At 64.1% G+C, this 16,771-nt stretch carries 17 protein-coding genes; 11 read left to right on the forward strand and 6 right to left on the reverse strand.

Translation table 11 applies throughout. The features are described from left to right. The first annotated feature begins 3 nt into the window (after nucleotides 1-3). The 8 genes from puhA (at nucleotide 4) to KUV65_RS09585 (ending at nucleotide 5,952) form a co-directional block, all read left to right on the forward strand. On the forward strand, nucleotides 4-783 hold the full coding sequence (gene puhA, locus KUV65_RS09550) for a photosynthetic reaction center subunit H (RefSeq protein ID WP_222190001.1): 780 nt from the start codon (nucleotides 4-6) through the stop codon (nucleotides 781-783). 40 nt (nucleotides 784-823) lie between these two features. Then, entirely contained in the window at nucleotides 824-1,480 is a 657-nt protein-coding gene (gene puhB, locus KUV65_RS09555) for a photosynthetic complex putative assembly protein PuhB (protein ID WP_222190002.1), read from the forward strand. 13 nt (nucleotides 1,481-1,493) lie between these two features. After that, nucleotides 1,494-1,976: a photosynthetic complex assembly protein PuhC gene (gene puhC, locus KUV65_RS09560; protein WP_222190004.1), complete on the forward strand. Its 483-nt coding sequence runs from the start codon at nucleotides 1,494-1,496 to the stop codon at nucleotides 1,974-1,976. A 3-nt stretch (nucleotides 1,977-1,979) separates the two neighbouring features. After that, a complete protein-coding gene (locus tag KUV65_RS09565; protein WP_025311371.1) occupies nucleotides 1,980-2,276 on the forward strand; it encodes a hypothetical protein in 297 nt (98 codons plus the stop codon). Between the two features lie 44 nt (nucleotides 2,277-2,320). Then, nucleotides 2,321-3,388 (forward strand): magnesium-protoporphyrin IX monomethyl ester (oxidative) cyclase, encoded by a 1,068-nt coding sequence (gene acsF / locus KUV65_RS09570; protein WP_222191255.1) that lies wholly within the window; start codon nucleotides 2,321-2,323, stop codon nucleotides 3,386-3,388. Beyond that, the gene (gene puhE / locus KUV65_RS09575; RefSeq protein ID WP_222190006.1) at nucleotides 3,388-4,200 is read left to right on the forward strand and encodes a putative photosynthetic complex assembly protein PuhE; all 813 of its coding nucleotides are present in this window, start codon (nucleotides 3,388-3,390) and stop codon (nucleotides 4,198-4,200) included. The genes acsF and puhE overlap by 1 nt, the downstream gene beginning before the upstream one ends. Beyond that, entirely contained in the window at nucleotides 4,197-5,411 is a 1,215-nt protein-coding gene (gene hemA, locus KUV65_RS09580) for a 5-aminolevulinate synthase (protein ID WP_222190007.1), read from the forward strand. The genes puhE and hemA overlap by 4 nt, the downstream gene beginning before the upstream one ends. A 97-nt stretch (nucleotides 5,412-5,508) precedes the next feature. Further along, on the forward strand, nucleotides 5,509-5,952 hold the full coding sequence (locus tag KUV65_RS09585; protein WP_222190009.1) for a c-type cytochrome: 444 nt from the start codon (nucleotides 5,509-5,511) through the stop codon (nucleotides 5,950-5,952). Nucleotides 5,953-6,016: 64 nt separating this feature from the next. Here KUV65_RS09585 and bchO read toward each other — a convergent pair whose 3' ends face one another. The 4 genes from bchO to crtA are packed head-to-tail and all read right to left on the reverse strand — an operon-like array spanning nucleotide 6,017 to nucleotide 10,330. After that, nucleotides 6,017-6,877, reverse strand: coding sequence for an alpha/beta fold hydrolase BchO (bchO, locus tag KUV65_RS09590; protein ID WP_222190011.1), 861 nt, complete (start codon nucleotides 6,875-6,877; stop codon nucleotides 6,017-6,019). After that, a complete protein-coding gene (locus tag KUV65_RS09595; protein WP_222190013.1) occupies nucleotides 6,874-8,577 on the reverse strand; it encodes a magnesium chelatase subunit D in 1,704 nt (567 codons plus the stop codon). The genes bchO and KUV65_RS09595 overlap by 4 nt, the downstream gene beginning before the upstream one ends. Beyond that, nucleotides 8,574-9,593 carry a magnesium chelatase ATPase subunit I gene (gene bchI / locus KUV65_RS09600; protein WP_222190015.1) on the reverse strand — a complete coding sequence of 340 codons (1,020 nt, stop codon included), beginning with the start codon at nucleotides 9,591-9,593 and terminating at the stop codon, nucleotides 8,574-8,576. The genes KUV65_RS09595 and bchI overlap by 4 nt, the downstream gene beginning before the upstream one ends. Further along, nucleotides 9,590-10,330 carry a spheroidene monooxygenase gene (gene crtA / locus KUV65_RS09605; RefSeq protein WP_222190017.1) on the reverse strand — a complete coding sequence of 247 codons (741 nt, stop codon included), beginning with the start codon at nucleotides 10,328-10,330 and terminating at the stop codon, nucleotides 9,590-9,592. The genes bchI and crtA overlap by 4 nt, the downstream gene beginning before the upstream one ends. Before the next feature lie 137 nt (nucleotides 10,331-10,467). On the opposite strand from crtA, the gene KUV65_RS09610 reads away from it, so the two are divergent. The 3 genes from KUV65_RS09610 to tspO are packed head-to-tail and all read left to right on the forward strand — an operon-like array spanning nucleotide 10,468 to nucleotide 13,578. Next, nucleotides 10,468-12,018, forward strand: coding sequence for a phytoene desaturase (locus KUV65_RS09610; RefSeq protein WP_222190019.1), 1,551 nt, complete (start codon nucleotides 10,468-10,470; stop codon nucleotides 12,016-12,018). Beyond that, complete coding sequence (crtB, locus tag KUV65_RS09615) at nucleotides 12,015-13,052, forward strand: 15-cis-phytoene synthase (protein WP_222190021.1); 1,038 nt, start codon at nucleotides 12,015-12,017, stop codon at nucleotides 13,050-13,052. The genes KUV65_RS09610 and crtB overlap by 4 nt, the downstream gene beginning before the upstream one ends. A gap of 58 nt (nucleotides 13,053-13,110) precedes the next feature. Beyond that, nucleotides 13,111-13,578, forward strand: coding sequence for a tryptophan-rich sensory protein TspO (gene tspO / locus KUV65_RS09620; protein WP_222190022.1), 468 nt, complete (start codon nucleotides 13,111-13,113; stop codon nucleotides 13,576-13,578). 69 nt (nucleotides 13,579-13,647) lie between these two features. On the opposite strand, the gene infB is transcribed toward tspO, so the two are convergent. Both infB and KUV65_RS09630 read right to left on the reverse strand, forming a co-directional pair. Then, nucleotides 13,648-16,128: a translation initiation factor IF-2 gene (gene infB, locus KUV65_RS09625; RefSeq protein ID WP_222190024.1), complete on the reverse strand. Its 2,481-nt coding sequence runs from the start codon at nucleotides 16,126-16,128 to the stop codon at nucleotides 13,648-13,650. Further along, entirely contained in the window at nucleotides 16,125-16,754 is a 630-nt protein-coding gene (locus KUV65_RS09630; protein WP_222190026.1) for an RNA-binding protein, read from the reverse strand. The genes infB and KUV65_RS09630 overlap by 4 nt, the downstream gene beginning before the upstream one ends. Nucleotides 16,755-16,771: the final 17 nt, after the last annotated feature.

Raw genomic sequence — 16,771 nt, forward strand, 5'->3', positions numbered from 1 at the left:
CCAATGGAAGCTGTATTCTTCGGCAACTTCGATCTGGCGAGCCTGTCGATCTGGCTCTTCTGGATCTTCTTCGCTCTGCTGATCTACTATCTGCAGACGGAAAACATGCGCGAGGGTTACCCCCTCGAAAACGAGGACGGCACCGCCGCCCCCAACCAGGGTCCGTTCCCCGTTCCCAACGCCAAGACCTTCATCCTGCCGCACGGCCGCGGTGAGGTCGTGATGCCGTCGCCCGAGAACGAGGCGGCCCACCGTCGCGAGAACCTCGCGATGGAGCGGACCGCAGCGGTCAATGGCTTCCCGTACGAACCCACCGGCGACCCGATGGTCGATGGGGTTGGACCGGCAGCTTGGGCCCCGCGCGCCGACGTGCCGGAACTCGACGGGCATGGGCATCCCAAGATCGTCCCGATGGGGCAGACCGAGTCCTATCGCGTGTCGGCCGGCTTCGATCCGCGCGGCCTGCCGCTTGTGGCCGGTGATGGCGAAACCGTCGGCACCGTCACCGACATGTGGGTCGACGCACCCGAAAGCCTCGTTCGTTACCTCGAAATCGAGCTCGACGAAGCCCATGGTGGCGGCAACCGCCTGATCCCGATCCAGTTCTGCCGGATCTGGCCGAGCAAGGTGAAGGTCTACGCCGTCTACGGCAAACACTTCGCCAATGTGCCGGTCACCAAGTCGCCCAACCAGGTGACCAAGCTCGAGGAAGAGAAGATCTCGACCTACTACGGCGGCGGCACCCTCTACGCCTCGCAAGACCGGGTCGATCCGCTGCTCTGACGCGGCGGACGACATCCAACGACCGGAAGGAGAAAACCCCATGTCCCACGACGACTTTCAGACCGAGCCCGTCCGTGGTCTTCCCGAGAACCTGCCCGAGGGGGAACGCATCCTCTGGCAGGGCCAACCCGACTGGTGGGCGCTGACGAAAGAGTCCCTCAGCTTCTGGTGGGTCGCGGGGTATTTCTTCTTCCTGTTCGCCTGGCGCACCATCAGCGGGGCCGCCACCGAAAGCTGGATCGACAGCGCAACGGCGGCCTCGTTCTTTCTTGTTCTGGGCGGCTTTGTCTGCCTGCTCCTGATCGTCATGGGCCTGATCCAGGCCAAGACGACGATGTACACGGTCACCAACAAGCGCGTGGCGATGCGCATCGGCGCGGCGCTGACCGTGACGCTGAACCTGCCCTTCCGCCAGGTCGTGAACGCAAGTCTGGGCCTGCGCCGCGATGGCACCGGCACGATTGCGCTGGAACTGACCGAGGAGAGCGGGTTCCGCCCCTCCTACCTGAACACCTGGCCCCATGTGCGCCCCTGGAAAATGAAGAATACGCAGCCCGCGCTGCGCTGCATTCCCGAGGCGAAGAAGGTGGCCGAGATCCTGTCCGAGGCCGCTGCCACGGCAGTGTCCCACCCGGTGGTCGAGGTGACCTCCAACACCCAGCACGCGGCGGGCCACGGCCCTGTCGCGGCCGAGTAAGGGGGACTGATCCATGGCAACGACCCAAGCCCGTGAAGAAGGCAAACTCGTCAAGCGCGATAAGGAGATGGTGCCCACCATCCTGGTGCGCGCGATGTTCATCCTCTGTCTGTGCGTATTGCTGATCGTCACCTACGCGCGGCTGACCGATCGTCCGCTGGAGGCGACACCGCCGCCTGTCAGCGAAGTGCCGGTCGTGCAGGAGCGCGTCATCCGCATCTTCGGGCAGATGGACGGGTCCGCGCGCGTGCTGGACGGGGACGGCAATGTCATTACCAGCCTGAGCGCCGAAGAAGGGGGCTTTGTCGCTGGTATCTATCGCGTGCTGGAACGCGAACGCGGGGCCGTTGGCCTCAATGCATCCGAGCCGATCCGGCTGGTGCGCTTTTCAGACGGGCGCATCGGGGTTCGTGATGACTACACCGATTTCCGGGCCGAACTTGTCGGTTTCGGGGCGGATAATGAGGCGGTCTTTGCCCGCCTCCTGGAGGAATGACCGATGGGACTCTTGACCCGAGACTATGAGACCGTGCCCTGCGTGGTCGAAGTCAGCCACTGCTTCGACAGCCTGCATGCGCATGTGAAATTCCTGAACGGCGCCACGATCAATCCGGGCGACGAGGTGCAGGTCAAGGGCCCGCCCGTGATGGCCCCCTATGGTGAAGTCGTTCGTGAAGAGCGCATGGCCCGCATCACGCGCGCGTCGAAACTCGAACAGCTCTGGACCCGCGCCACCGGCGATTTCGAGTTCATGGAGCTGTGTGAATTCAGCTTTTCCGAAGAGGTGACGGTATGAAGGATCTTGCTCATTCCGCCGACGCCTCGACCGTCGAAGAGGCCATGGCCGCCCAGAACTATGAAAAGGCCATCGTCGATAGCGAGGGCGCGACCGCGCTGGCGATGCAGAACACCCTTCTGACGCCGCGATTCTACACCACCGATTTCGACGAACTGGATGCGATCGACGTCTCTCCCGTCCGCGAGGATTGGGACAAGCTGATCGACCAGATGCAATCGGACCCGAACAAGGGCCATTTCAAGAAGAACGAGGACTGGGACCATATCGACTGGGACGGGATGGAGCCCAAGCTGAAGGCCGAGTTCATCGATTTTCTGGTCTCGTCCTGCACGGCCGAGTTTTCGGGCTGCGTCCTCTACAAGGAGATGAAGCGCCGCGGCAACAACGAGGACATCGTCACGCTGTTCCAGCTGATGGCCCGCGACGAGGCGCGCCATGCCGGCTTCATCAACGATGCCCTGCGCGAGGCGGGGATCGCCGTGAACCTCGGCTTCCTGACGCAGAAGAAGAAGTACACCTACTTCCGGCCCAAGTTCATCTACTACGCCACCTACCTGTCGGAAAAGATCGGCTACGCCCGTTACATCACGATCTACCGCCATCTTGAGGCGAACCCCGAGCTTCGGTTCCACCCGATCTTCAAGTGGTTCAAGGAGTGGTGCAACGACGAGTTCAGCCATGGCGAGGCCTTCGCCCTTCTGATGAAGACCGACCCCAAGCTGACCAGCGGCATCAACGTGCTGTGGATCAAGTTCTTCCTGACGGCGGTCTATTCCACCATGTATGTCCGTGACCACCAGCGTCCGGCCTTCCACAAGGCACTGGGGGTCGACCCCGACTGGTACGCACATGAGGTCTTCACCAAGACCTCGGAAATCTCCAAGCAGGTCTTCCCGATCACGCTGGATATCGAGCATCCGCGCTGGGAAAAGGGCCTGAAGGCACTGCAACGGGCCAATGTGGATATCGCCGAGGCCAAGGAAAGCGGCAACATCTTCAAGCGCGTGGGCGCAATGGCCCGCGCGGCCACGGCCTTTGTCAGCCTCTACACCATTCCGGCGATCAAGCACCACGTGCCGGAATCCACCCGTCTGGAGCCCGCCTACTGATGCTCAGCTCTCCCTGGATCGCGGGCCTTGTTGCCCTCTTCCTCTGGTGGTTCTCCACCGGGGTGATCCTACTCGCGGTCCGGCGCGCGGACCGCGAGGGCGCGCACGCGCGGCTCTGGTGTGTTCTGATGAACTTGCCGTTCCTCGTCCTGGGCGGGGCGGGCTACATCGACACGCTGAACGACTCCAGTGTTGCCGGGGTCTACGTGGCCTTTCTGGCCGCACTGGCGCTTTGGGGCTGGGTGGAACTGGCCTTCCTCACCGGGGTGATCACCGGCCCGGTGCGAGTGCCGATGCAGGACGGTCTGCCGGAATGGGAGCGGTTTATCCGCGCCTGGGGTACGATCGCCTATCACGAAATGCTGCTTGCGGCGCTGTTCGTGGCGATGATCGTGCTGTCCCTCGGGGCCGAGAACCAGTTCGGCCTCTGGACCTTTGGCGTCCTTTTCGTCGCCCGGATCAGCGCGAAGCTGAACCTCTACCTGGGCGTGCGCAAGATCAACGTCGAGTTCATCCCCGAACCCTTGAACCATCTTCCCAGCCATTTCCGCACCGCGCGGATGAACTGGCTGTTCCCGATCTCGATCACGGGCCTGAGCTTTGCCGCGGCCTGCTGGCTGGAGCGGATCTGGGCCTCGGACGGGGCGGCCGACATCGTCGGTTTCGCCCTGCTGACCGCCCTGACGGTCCTGGCGCTCCTTGAACACTGGTTCATGGTCCTGCCTTTGCCGGACGAGAAACTTTGGCGCTGGATGCTTCCCGAGCGCCCAACACCAACCCAAGCGATACTACAGAGCGAGGACGCCCGATGAGTTTTGATGCACTTTTCCAGGCCCAGCTGGAGCAACTGAAAGATGAGGGCAACTACCGCATCTTCGCCGAGCTTGAGCGCCAATGCGGAACCTTTCCCAAGGTCGTGAACCACCACGACGAGGGCAAGCGCGACGTGACGGTCTGGTGTTCGAACGACTATCTTGGCATGGGCCAGAACCCAAAGGTTGTGCAGGCCATGGTCGATGCGGTGCGCAGCTGCGGCACCGGGGCCGGCGGCACGCGCAACATCTCGGGCAATGCCTGGCATCACAAGCGTCTGGAAGAAGAGTTGGCCGACCTCCACAACAAGGAAGCCGCCCTGCTCTTCACCTCTGGCTACGTGTCGAACTGGGCCGCCTTGTCGACCCTCGGTGCGCGCCTGCCCAACGCGGTGATCCTGTCGGACGAGCTGAACCACGCGTCGATGATCGAAGGCATCCGTCATTCCCGCGCCCAAAAGGTCATCTGGAAGCATAACGACCCCGAAGACCTGGATCGCAAGCTGGCCGCGCTGCCCGCGAACGCGACCAAGATCGTCGCGTTCGAGTCGGTCTATTCGATGGATGGCGACATCGCACCCATCGCCGAGATCCTCGACGTCTGCGAAAAGCACGGCGCAATGAGCTATATCGACGAGGTTCACGCCGTCGGCATGTACGGCCCACGCGGCGGCGGTGTGGCTGAACGCGAAGGCCTGATGGATCGCATCACCCTGATCGAAGGCACGCTTGGCAAGGCCTATGGCTGCGTTGGCGGTTACATTACCGGCAGCCACGCACTGGTCGATTTCATCCGCTCTTTCGCCAGCGGCTTCATCTTCACGACGGCCCTTCCGCCCGCCGTCGCGGCCGCCGCAACGGCCTCGATCCGGCATCTCAAGGAAAGCTCCTACGAGCGCGACATGCAGAAACGCCAGGTTTCCCGCCTGCGCGCCCGGCTGGATGCCGAGGGCATTCCCCATGTGGACAACCCCAGCCACATCATCCCGGTGATGGTGAAGGACCCGGTCAAGTGCCGCATGCTGTCGGACATCCTGATGGACCAGTTCGGAATCTACGTGCAGCCGATCAACTACCCGACCGTGCCCAAGGGAACCGAGCGCCTGCGCTTCACGCCGGGTCCGCTCCATACCGACGAGGATATCGAATACCTCGTCATGGCGCTGAAAACCCTCTGGAAGCAGTGCGCCATCTCTCACGCGGTTGCTTGACGCGGCCAAGAGTCACGGAAACTTGACGAAAAGGGCTGGACCCTAGTGGTCCAGTCCTAGTTATATGCCCCGGGACCGTTTCAGAAGGGAGACCTAAATGACCCGCAAGATTCTCCTCGCCGCAGCCGCGACCATGCTGACTGCACCGATGGCTTTTGCCGAAGCTCACGGCGCATCGGGTGATCCGGAAGCCGGCGAAGCTGCTTTCCGTCAGTGTGTCGCCTGCCACGTCGTGGTGAATGACGAAGGCGAAACCCTGGCCGGCCGCAACGCGCGCGTTGGGCCGAACCTCTATGGTGTTGCCGGCGAAACCTTCGGCAGCGTCGAAGACTTCCGCTGGTCGCCCGGGCTGGAGGCTCTGAACGAGGCAGGCATCACGATCACCGAAGAGACCTTCACCGCTTACGTGATGGATCCGACTGGCTATATCCGTGAGGCAACCGGCAACAACAGCCTGCGCGGCGCAATGACCTTCCGCGTCCGCTCGGAAGAAGACGCGCTGAACCTGTATGCCTACCTGGCATCGCTTCAGGCTGAATAATCAGGCCAATCAATATGTTTTGAATGGGGCGGTCCGGTTCGGGCCGCCCTTTTCTTTTTGCCTGTCAATCTGCCGCTGCGGGTTCCGCGAAGGTCAGGATTTCCCTTGCAACAGCCTCGGGCGCTTCTTCCTGTGCGATATGCCCGACGTCGGACAAGACGTGCAGCTTGGCGTGGGGCATGGCGCGTGCGGCGCGTTCCGCGACGGCGACCGACACCGCTTGATCATCCTCGCCATGGACGAACAGGGTCGGGCACTGGATCTGGCCCAGTGACCGGCTCAACTCATCCAGCGACCATTGCGCCATCATGGCCATGGTCCCATCGACATGAGAGCGGCGTTTGATCAAGCGCTGATAAAGGGCAAGCGCCTCATCATCCAGCTCGGTTCCGGTTGCGCCGATCAGGCTGCGAACTTGCGATGGCGATCCGCTGCTGAGCAGAAAGCCGGTCAGCGGGTTCAGCGCCATGACCCGGGCCATGATCGGGAACAACCAACTCGCCGGACCGCGGAAGTTTTCCAGCGCACCGTTCACGACAACCACTCTGTCGGGCTTGGCGATGCCGAGTCGAACCATTTCCAGCGCGATGGCGCCCCCAGCGGAGTGTCCGACGATGATCCTGGGGGTCGCGCCGAGGTGATCCAGTAGCGCGCCAAGATCACGGGCCACATCGGGAAGGCGCGCCCGCCCGCGCGGGCTGCGGGTGAAGCCGTGACCGGGCAGATCAGGCACTATCATGCGCAATCGCGACTGTAGGAAGGGCACGATACGATGCCAGCTATGGGCAGATGCACCCGCCCCATGCAGGAAAAGCGCGTCTTGCCCGGTTCCGAAATCCTGCACATGCCACCGATGCGGAGAGACGGGCACGATGCTGCTGGCCTCGTGAAAAGGCCAGTCGGTCGGCGGGTAGTCTGCGGTCATGCCGGATCCAGCGCGGTCTCGACAGCGGCTGACACGGCCTTGGCGTCGGCGCGGGGCAGGGGCAGGTAGGGCACGCCCATGTCAAGCGCGAGGGCATCGAGGCCGCGCGTGGGCCGCAAACCGGTGTCGATGACAAGCCCCGGCATGCCCCTTGCGCGCAGGGCACGGGCCATCAGCGTCGCGTCCTCGGCCGCCTGTGCGCGGTTGGCAGTACCGGTCAGGTCCACGTTGGCGCGGCCGTCGGTCAGCAGCGCAACCGAGGGCGTCAGACCCTTGCTGCGCGCCAGTTCCGCAAGATCGAGTGCGGCCTTGAGACCCGAGGCGAGCGGCGTGCCACCCCCGCCGGGCAGCTGCGCCAGCCTGCGCTTGGTTTGAACCAGCGACCGGGTCGGAGGCAGCAGAACCTCGGCCCCGTCCCCGCGGAAGGCGACCAGGGCGACGTGATCGCGCCGCGAATAGGCCTCGGCCAACAAGAGCTCGATCGCGCCCTTGGTTTCGGCCAGGCGTGCGAGTGCAGAGGACCCGGAGGCATCGACCACGAAGATGATCGCGCGGTCGGATTTTTCCTCGAACTGGCGGATACGGATATCGGACATCCGGACGTGAATGCGATCGGGAATCCCCGTCGCCCGGCGGCGCAGGGGCTGCCACGGCGCCGCAGCCCGGAGTGTCGCCACGAGATCCACCCGCGCCTCGCCGCCCATGCGACCAGCGCGCGATGGCATGGGTCGCCCGCGCCGGTTGCCCTTTTTCGATGCGCCAGAGCCACTGGCCCCCGGCGCGTTGCGCGCCGCGCGGCCCGCTTCCAGCCGGGCAAGCAGGTCCGATGGCATCATGGCCTTCGCCGCCTCCAACAGGATTTCGGTTGGAAGGGGCGGCGTTTCGTCCTCGTCGCTGGCTTCGTCCGGTGTGTCGTCTGGCGTGTCTGGTTCGGGTGGGTCTTCGGGCTCCTCGGCCTCCTCCGGCGGCGCTTCGGGGAATTGCGTCGCACGCGGGGCGAGGACCAATTCAATGGCCGTGATCAGGTCGGGTTCGTCCACCTCGATTTCGCCGGACAAGGCGGCCGAGGCGCGCGCCACGGCCAGTGCCTGCAACGGCGCCCTGAGGGACAAAACACCAAGGCGCATGGCCACCTCGGCCAGTTCCGAGATCGCCGTTTCGGGAACGGTCACGTCGGGCAGAAGGCGCCGTGCTTCGACAAGGGCATCCGTGTCGATGGCCAGATCGGGCGCATCGGATAGTCTTTGATCCGTCAGATCGAGATGAATCGCGAGCCGATCCGCCAGCGCTTGCGGAATGCGCTCTTCGGGGCCGGCCCCCTCATCGAGGGCAACCAAGGACAACCCGCGCCGGTCGTCCAATGCCCCGGCAAGCCGGGCGGCCAGACCCGATTTCGCGCGTTCGGCCATGGGCAGGATCAACAGCCCCGGCTCTTCGAGCAAACCGCGTGTTTTCGTCAGCGTGCCGCTGTCCAGCGTTGCGGCGAGGTCGACACTCCCGAACAGCGCATCGTCCCCGATATTGGGATGCAGGCGGCGCGTGTTTCGACCCCGCACCGCAAGGTCGAGACCTTGCATGAACCGGTCGCGAACAGGCCCGACACGGGCACGCAGCCAGATCCCGCCCAATGCAGCGGGGTCGAGCGCAAAGCAGGCCAGCGCAAGGTTGGCCCGTTGCCAGCGCTCCTCGCCGGCGCTCACGCCAGCACCTCCTCCACCGTGCGGGTGACCCGCGTGGTGGTCCCGGCCTCGTCCAGCGGATCGCGGCGCAACCGGTGGCGCAGGGCGCTGGGCGCCACACGGCGCACATGGTCACGGGTAACGGCCGGATCGCCCTCGAACGCGGCGAGGGCGCGTGCGGCGCGCAGAAGGGTCAATTCACCCCGCAACCCGTCCGAGCCAAGCGCAATGCAAAGCTCGGCACAATCGCGCAGGATGCTGTCATCGGCATCGACGCGGGCCAGCGCGTCGCGCGCGGTGACGATCTGGGCGCGCAGGGTCATGTCGGCGTCATGCCAGTCGGCAAGGAAGGCCGCCTGGTCGCGGTCATAGGCGTCGCGGCGGCGGATGACGTCGATGCGCGTGTCGATATCCTTGGGGCTTTCGACCTCGACCGACAGGCCGAAACGATCGAGAAGCTGCGGCCGCAATTCACCTTCCTCGGGGTTGCCCGAGCCGACGAGGACGAAGCGCGCCGCGTGGCGGATCGACAGACCTTCGCGTTCGACAACGTTCTGGCCGGATTGCGCCACGTCCAGAAGCAGGTCGACAAGGTGATCCTCCAGCAGATTGACCTCGTCGATATAGAGATACCCGCGGTTCGCCTTGGCCAGCAGGCCCGGCTCGAACGCTTTTTCGCCCTGTGTCAGGGCCTTTTCGATATCGAGCGCGCCGACGACCCGGTCCTCGGTCGCGCCGAGGGGCAGGTCCACGACGGGCGTCGGCTTTTCGACGATGGAATGGTCATGCACCTGCGCCCATTCGGGCACATCCGTTTCGACCGCGGAATTCACCGGGCATCCGGCCACTGCCTTGATCGGCGGAAGCAGGGCGGCAAGGCCCCGCACGGCGGTCGATTTGCCAGTGCCACGGTCCCCGAAGACGAGGACACCGCCGATACCGGGGTCGATTGCTGTGAGGATCATGGCCAGTTTCATGTCGTCCTGGCCAACGATGGCGGAGAACGGGAAAGGTCCCGTCGTCGCGGGTTCGGTCATTCTGCGGCTACCTCGATCGGGTCTGGTGTGGCGGTTTTCGGTTTCTCGGTCAGGGAAGGGGTCTGACCCTCCCACTCGCCTTCTACGGCATCGACACGGAACCGGGCGTAAAGTTCTTCCTTGAACCATTGGCCGTCGCGGACGGCCTTGATGGCGCGGGCGTGCGGCCCGTCATGGCGGGCAAATTCGGCCATGGTCTTTTTATCGGGCCAGATCGAGAACGTGACCTGTTGCACCCAAGGCACCTCGCCGATGCCGATCTTGAACATGACGTTCGGATCCTTGCCGACGACCTTCGAAATATCGGGCACCTGACCCCAGAACTTGAGGGCGACCTTGGGTTTCACGGTCGCGCGGGTCAGGGCGGCGATTGGTTCGCCGACCTCGATATCCTGCGGCTGGAACGGTTCCTTCCCGCCCCATTTCCCGCGCGCGCTGGCGGGGGTCAGGAAGATGGTGATCGTCTCATCCGCCATCTCGCGATAGCGGCGGAACACCTGTTGCCCGTGCATGGCGCGCCGTGCGGCGTCATGATCCGGCCATGTTGCCAGGATCGCGTAGACGGCGGTGTTGGGAATCGGGGTGAACCCCTCTCCCGAGCCGGAGCCGCAGAGTTTGAAGGTTTGAATGTCCGGGATCGCTTTCAGTGCGAATCTGGCAGTGGCCATCTGACCAAAAGCCCATAGCCGCGCTGCGACGGACCCGAAGCGAAAAAGGCTCAACGTTACGGATTGCATGGCCGATCTCTCTATGTGTCAACTTATCCTGACACATATGTCGCGGCATGAAAAGAATATTCAATTGCTCGAAGCCTTGGCAAATCCGCGCAGTATCGCATATTGTAAATCTGACTAGACAGTATGAGGCCGAGGCCATGAGCGACCACTCTTCTCCCTCCGTCCCGTCGCGGGCCATTGTCATTGGTGCCGGTTTGGGTGGCCTTTCGGCTGCGATGCGGCTGGGCGCCAAGGGCTATGAAGTCACCGTCGTCGACCGGTTGGACCGCCCCGGCGGGCGCGGTTCGTCCATCACTCAGAACGGGCATCGATTCGACCTGGGCCCGACCATCGTGACCGTGCCGCAGGTCTTCCGCCAGCTTTGGCAGGAATGCGGGCGCGACTTCGACAAGGACGTCGATCTGCGCCCCGTCGATCCCTATTACGAGATCCGCTGGGACGATGGCAGCCACTTTGCCGTGCGCCAGGATGAGGAGGCCATGATCGAAGAGGTGCGCCGCCTCTCACCCTCCGACGTGCCGGGCTACAAGAAGTTCCTCAAGGATAGCGAGGCGCGGTACCTGTTTGGGTTCGAAGGGCTTGGCCGCCGCCCTATGAACAAGCTGATGGACCTGATCAAGGAGCTTCCGGGTTTCGTCCGGCTTCGTGCAGACCGCTCCGTTTATGGCCATGCCGCCGCCCGCGTGCGCGATCCGCGCTTGCGCATGGCGCTGAGTTTTCATCCGCTTTTCATCGGCGGTGATCCGGTCAACGTGACATCGATGTATATTCTCGTCAGCCACCTCGAAAAGGAATTCGGGGTGCATTACGCCATGGGTGGCGTGCAGGCGATGGCCGACGCGATGGCGAACGTCATCCGCGACCAGGGCGGCCAAATCCTGCAAGAGGCTGAGGTGGACGAGATCACGACTCAGGGCGACCGCGCCACGGGTGTGATCCTGAAGGACGGGCGCTCTCTCACGGCGGATATCGTGGTGTCGAACGCCGATCCCGGCACGACCTACGAGAAACTTCTGCGCAAACGCACCAAGAAACGCTGGACGCCCATGCGCCTGAACCGCTCGCGTTGGTCGATGGGCCTGTTCGTCTGGTACTTTGGCACGCGCGGCACGCGCGAGATGTGGCCCGATATCGGCCATCACACCATCCTCAACAGCCCGCGCTACAAGGGCCTGCTGCACGACATCTTCATCAAGCAGAAGCTGGCCGATGACATGTCGGTCTACCTGCACCGGCCCACGGTCACCGACCCGAGCGCGGCACCCGAAGGCGATGACACCTTCTACCTGCTGTCGCCCGTGCCCAACCTGCACGGTGAGAACGCGGTAAACTGGCAAGAGACTTGCGAATCCTATCGCCAGAACGTTGCCAGCGTGCTCGACCGCAAACTGATCCCCGGTTTTGAAGAGCGTCTTTCGGCCAGCGAGATCTTCACACCCGAGACCTTTGGCACGCGCTACCTGGCGCCGCACGGATCGGGGTTCAGCCTTGAACCGCGCATTTTCCAATCGGCATGGTTCCGTCCACACAACACCTCGGAAGAGTTGGAAAACCTCTTCCTCGTGGGCGCGGGCACCCATCCCGGTGCCGGTATCCCGTCGGTCGTGACATCGTCCGAGGTGCTGACACAGTTGGTGCCGGATGCGCCGCGGCCGATCAGCCGCCCCTTGAAGGTCGCGGCCGAATGATCGATCCGGCCGATCTCGACCATTGCCGAGAGGCGATTCGCGAAGGCTCCTACTCCTTCCATGCCGCGTCCAAGCTTTTGCCGGCCTCGGTGCGCGATCCGGCCCTGGCGCTTTACGCCTTCTGCCGCCTTGCCGATGACGAGGTCGATTTCGGCGAGCATAAGCCCGCCGCGGTGCTGGACCTTCGCGACCGTCTCGATCTGGCCTATGCGGGCACGCCCCGGAATGCGCCGGCCGATCGGGCCTTCGCGGCCATCATCGAAGAATTCGACATGCCCCGCGCCTTGCCCGAGGCGCTTCTCGAAGGGCTGGCTTGGGACGGGATCGAACGGCGCTATGCCACCCTGTCCGAGGTGCGGAGCTATTCCGCCCGCGTTGCCGCCGCCGTGGGGGCGATGATGTGCGTCCTGATGCGGGTGCGGGATGAACACGCACTATCGCGGGCCTGCGACCTTGGCGTTGCGATGCAACTGACGAATATCGCCCGCGATGTCGGCGAGGACGCGCGCGCAGGCCGGCTGTACCTGCCGACCGAATGGCTGGACGAGATCGGTCTGGATGAGGACGCCTTCTTTGCCGATCCGCAGCCCACGCCGCAAATCCGGTCCATGGTCAAGCGCCTGCTGGCCGAGGCCAACCGCCTCTATCACCGTTCCGAGCCCGGGATAGGCCGCCTGCCCTTGGCCGCACGCCCCGGCATATTCGCCGCGCGCCACTGCTACGACGCCATTGGCCGCAAGCTTGCCCGGCGCGGGTACGATTCGATCTCTCAAAGGGTCTGCACGACAGGACGTCACAAGATGAGCTTGCTGGGCCTTTCGGTCATGCGTGCCGCCTGGGTGTCGGTCATGCCGGAAAGCGCCGTGGTCTATGCCAGGCCCTTGCCCGAGGTTGCTTTCCTTGTCGAAGCAGCGGCCCATCCAGACCCGCGCCCAGTGGTTCGTGGTGAAGGAATCCTGAGTGTTTTTAGACAGTTGGAGGCTCGCGACCGCGCCGAGCAGGAAGCAGAACGTTTGACGCGCGCGACGGCCTGACCGAGCAATTCGTCGTTCCGTACTGGAACGCATCACCGTGAAAGCCTAAGTGAAGCTCATGGATTGGTCTGTCTTCATTCTGTTTCTCGCCGCCTGTTGCGCGGCTGCCGCGACCGGGTCGATGTTTCCGCCGGGTCGTTGGTATCGCGACCTGTCCAAGCCCGACTGGACGCCGCCCAACTGGCTGTTCCCGATCGCCTGGACGTTGCTCTATCTTGGGTCGGCCTATGCCGCGACGCGCATTGCGGTGATGGAAAACAACGCCCACGCCATGGGGTTCTGGGCGATGCAGATCGCGCTCAATACCCTTTGGACGCCGGTCTTTTTCGGACTGCGCCGGTTGAAGGCGGGCGCCGTGGTCATCGCGATGTTGTGGGGGGCCGTGGTGGGCACCATGGTTAGTTTCTTTATGATGGACTGGATCGCGGGGCTTCTTTTCGTGCCCTACGTGATCTGGGTCAGCTACGCGGGCGTCCTGAACCTGTCGATCGTGCTCCGCAACCCGAACACCGTTCCAGCGGCCTGACCACAGGACCATATCAAAAGAAAAGGGCGCCTCTCTGGGCGCCCTCTTTGTTTCTGCGATTGGCCGCGATCAGGCGAGCGTGCGCTCCACCTCTTCGCGTTCGAAGATCTCGATGACGTCGCCGGGGCGGATGTCGTCGTAGTTCTCGAAGGCCATGCCGCATTCCTGGCCGGACTGGACTTCCTTGACCTCGTCCTTGAAGCGCTTGAGCGTCTTCAGCGTACCTTCATGGATCACCACGTCGTCGCGCAGCAGGCGCACACCGGCAGACCGGCGCGCCACCCCTTCGGTCACGAGACAGCCAGCGACGTTGCCGACGCCCGAGACGCGGAACACTTCCTTGATCTGGGCATACCCGATGAAGTTCTCGCGGATCTCGGCACCGAGCAGGCCCGATGCGGCGGCTTTGACGTCGTCCACGAGGTCGTAGATCACCGAGTAGTAGCGGATCTCGACTCCCTTCTGGTTGGCGGCGCTGCGCGCAGGCGCATTGGCCCGGACGTTGAAACCGATAACCGGCGTTCCCGAAGCTTCGGCCAAGCCGATGTCGCTTTCGGTGATCGCGCCCACACCGTAGTGGATGACGCGCACGCGGACCTCGTCGTTGCCGATCTTTTCGAGCGCCTGAACAATGGCCTCGGCCGAACCTTGCACGTCGGCCTTCACCACGATGGGCAGCTCGGCCACGTTCTCGTCGGCCTTGGCCTTGGCCAAGAGCTGATCCAGCGTGGTCGCAGCACCGGCGGCGGCGCGTTTGTCCTTGGCAGCCTGTTCGCGATACTCGGCGATTTCGCGGGCCTGTGCCTCGGTCTCGACGACGTTGAGAACGTCACCGGCCTCGGGCGTGCCATTGAGGCCCAGGACCTCGACCGGCACCGACGGGCCAGCTTCGGACACGCGGTCGCCCTTGTCGTTCATCAACGCGCGCACCTTGCCCCACTGTTCGCCGACGACGAAGACGTCGCCCTGGCGCAGCGTGCCCTTCTGCACAAGGACGGTCGCAACGGGGCCGCGGCCCACGTCGAGCTGCGCCTCGATCACCGCACCTTCGGCGGGGCGGTCGGGGTTGGCTTTCAGTTCCAGGATCTCGGCCTGGAGCGCGATGGCTTCGAGCAGTTCCGGCAGGCCTTGGCCCGTCATGGCCGAAACCTCGACATCCTGCACGTCACCGGAAAGCGCCTCGACGATCACCTCATGCTGAAGGAGGTCGGTACGCACCTTCTGCACATCGGCCGCCGGCTTATCGACCTTGTTGATCGCCACGATCATCGGAACGTTGGCGGCCTTGGCGTGATTGATGGCCTCGACCGTCTGCGGCATGACCTGGTCATCTGCCGCGACAACCAGCACGACGATATCCGTCACTTGCGCACCACGGGCCCGCATGGACGTAAACGCGGCGTGGCCCGGCGTATCGAGGAAGGTCAACACGGCACCCGATTCGGTCGTCACCTGGTAGGCGCCGATATGCTGGGTGATGCCCCCGGCCTCGCCCGAGACGACATTCGCCTGACGGATCTTGTCGAGGAGCGAGGTCTTGCCGTGGTCGACATGGCCCATGATCGTGATGACCGGCGGACGCGGCTGAAGATCTTCTTCCTTGTCCTCGACCTGATCGATGACGTCCTCGACGTCGGCGTCCGAAACGCGAACGATCTTGTGGCCGAACTCTTCGACGATCAGTTCCGCCGTGTCGGCGTCGATCGATTGGTTCTGCGTGACCATCATGCCCATCTGCATGAGCGATTTCACGACATCCGCAGCGCGTTCTGCCATCCGGTTGGCCAGTTCCGACACCACGATGGTTTCGGGCACCTGCACGTCACGCACGATCTTCTCGCGCGGCTCGGACCCGCCCATAGCCTTTTGGCGGGCGCGTTCCTGCTTGCGCTTCATGGCGGCAAGGCTGCGCTGACGGCCGCCTTCGCCACCCGAAAGGGCCTGGTTTACCGTAAGCTTGCCCGAGCGGCGGCCACCACGGTCGCCACCTTTGCCACGGCCGCTACGGTCGTCATCTTCCTTGCGGCGCGCGGGCTGCGGGGCGGGCTTGCTGGCACCGCGCGGCTGTTTGTCAGCCTGCGGGGCCTCGGCCGGCGACGGCGCGGCGGGCTCGGCCGGGGCGTTCTTGCGGGCCTCGGCCTCTTCGCGGCGGCGCTTTTCTTCTTCTTCCTTCGCGCGGATGGCCTCTTCGCGTTCCCGTTCCTCGCGTTCCTTGGCCTCGGCCTCGGCGCGGCGGCGGGCGCGCTCTTCCTCGCGCTCTTTCTCTTGCTGCTTGCGGCGCTCTTCTTCCTCGGCCTCGCGGGCCTTAGCGGCCTGCAAAGCCCTCAGGCGGCGCTCAAGCTCGGCGTCGTTAACCGTCTTGCTGCCCTTGTTCCCCTCGGCGTTCTGCGCTGCGGCGCTCTGCTGCCCGGGCTTGGGCATGACCACGCGCTTGCGCTTGGTCTCGACGACCACGCTCTTCGTGCGCCCGCGCGAGAAGCTCTGGTTCACGCGGCCCGAGCGTGCACCGCCCGAAAGTCCAAGGGGTTTTTTTCCGTCCTGATCGCTCATGCGTTCCGTTCGTCCTTCTCGGCGGTCACTCCGCCGTCTGCCTTGCGCAGTCCCTGTAGTTTCGCGGCACCCTCTACTACACGAGGAGCCAGACCACCAGCGGCAAGCGCGCCATGTATCACACTTTGGCGTCCGAATGCCAAACCCAATTCCCGGGCGGTCAGGACGCTGAAATACCGGGCGCCCGTGGGCGTCCAGAGTTTGCTTTTTCCACGCTCCGAGCCATCGCTGGCCTGAAGCAGAACGGCGACCTTTTTCGTGGCCAGCCAGTCCTTCACCTTCTCGAAACCGGCGACCGCCTCGCCGGCCTTGCGGCTGAGGGCGACAAGGTCGGTCAGGCGACGGGCAAGGCCCGCCTCGATGCCGTCGATCAGCCCGTCCGGCACATTCACTTGCTGCCGTGCAGCACGCGAGAACAGGTTTTTCGCCACGGCCTTTTCCAGGGCCGCGCGATCGGCGCTGACCCAGATGCCCCGACCCGGCAGCTTTTCCAGCAGGTCTGGGGCCAGTTGACCGTCGGGTCCGACGACAAAGCGGATCAGGCCGTGTTTCGGCGCCACCTCTCCGGTGACGATGCAGCGCCGTTCCGGCCCGTCCGTTTCCTTTTTGCGGCCACCGCGAGGCATCCGCGCGACCTCCGGTC

This window comes from Maritalea mobilis (assembly GCF_019800885.1).
GTDB lineage: Bacteria > Pseudomonadota > Alphaproteobacteria > Rhodobacterales > Rhodobacteraceae > Roseibacterium > Roseibacterium beibuensis.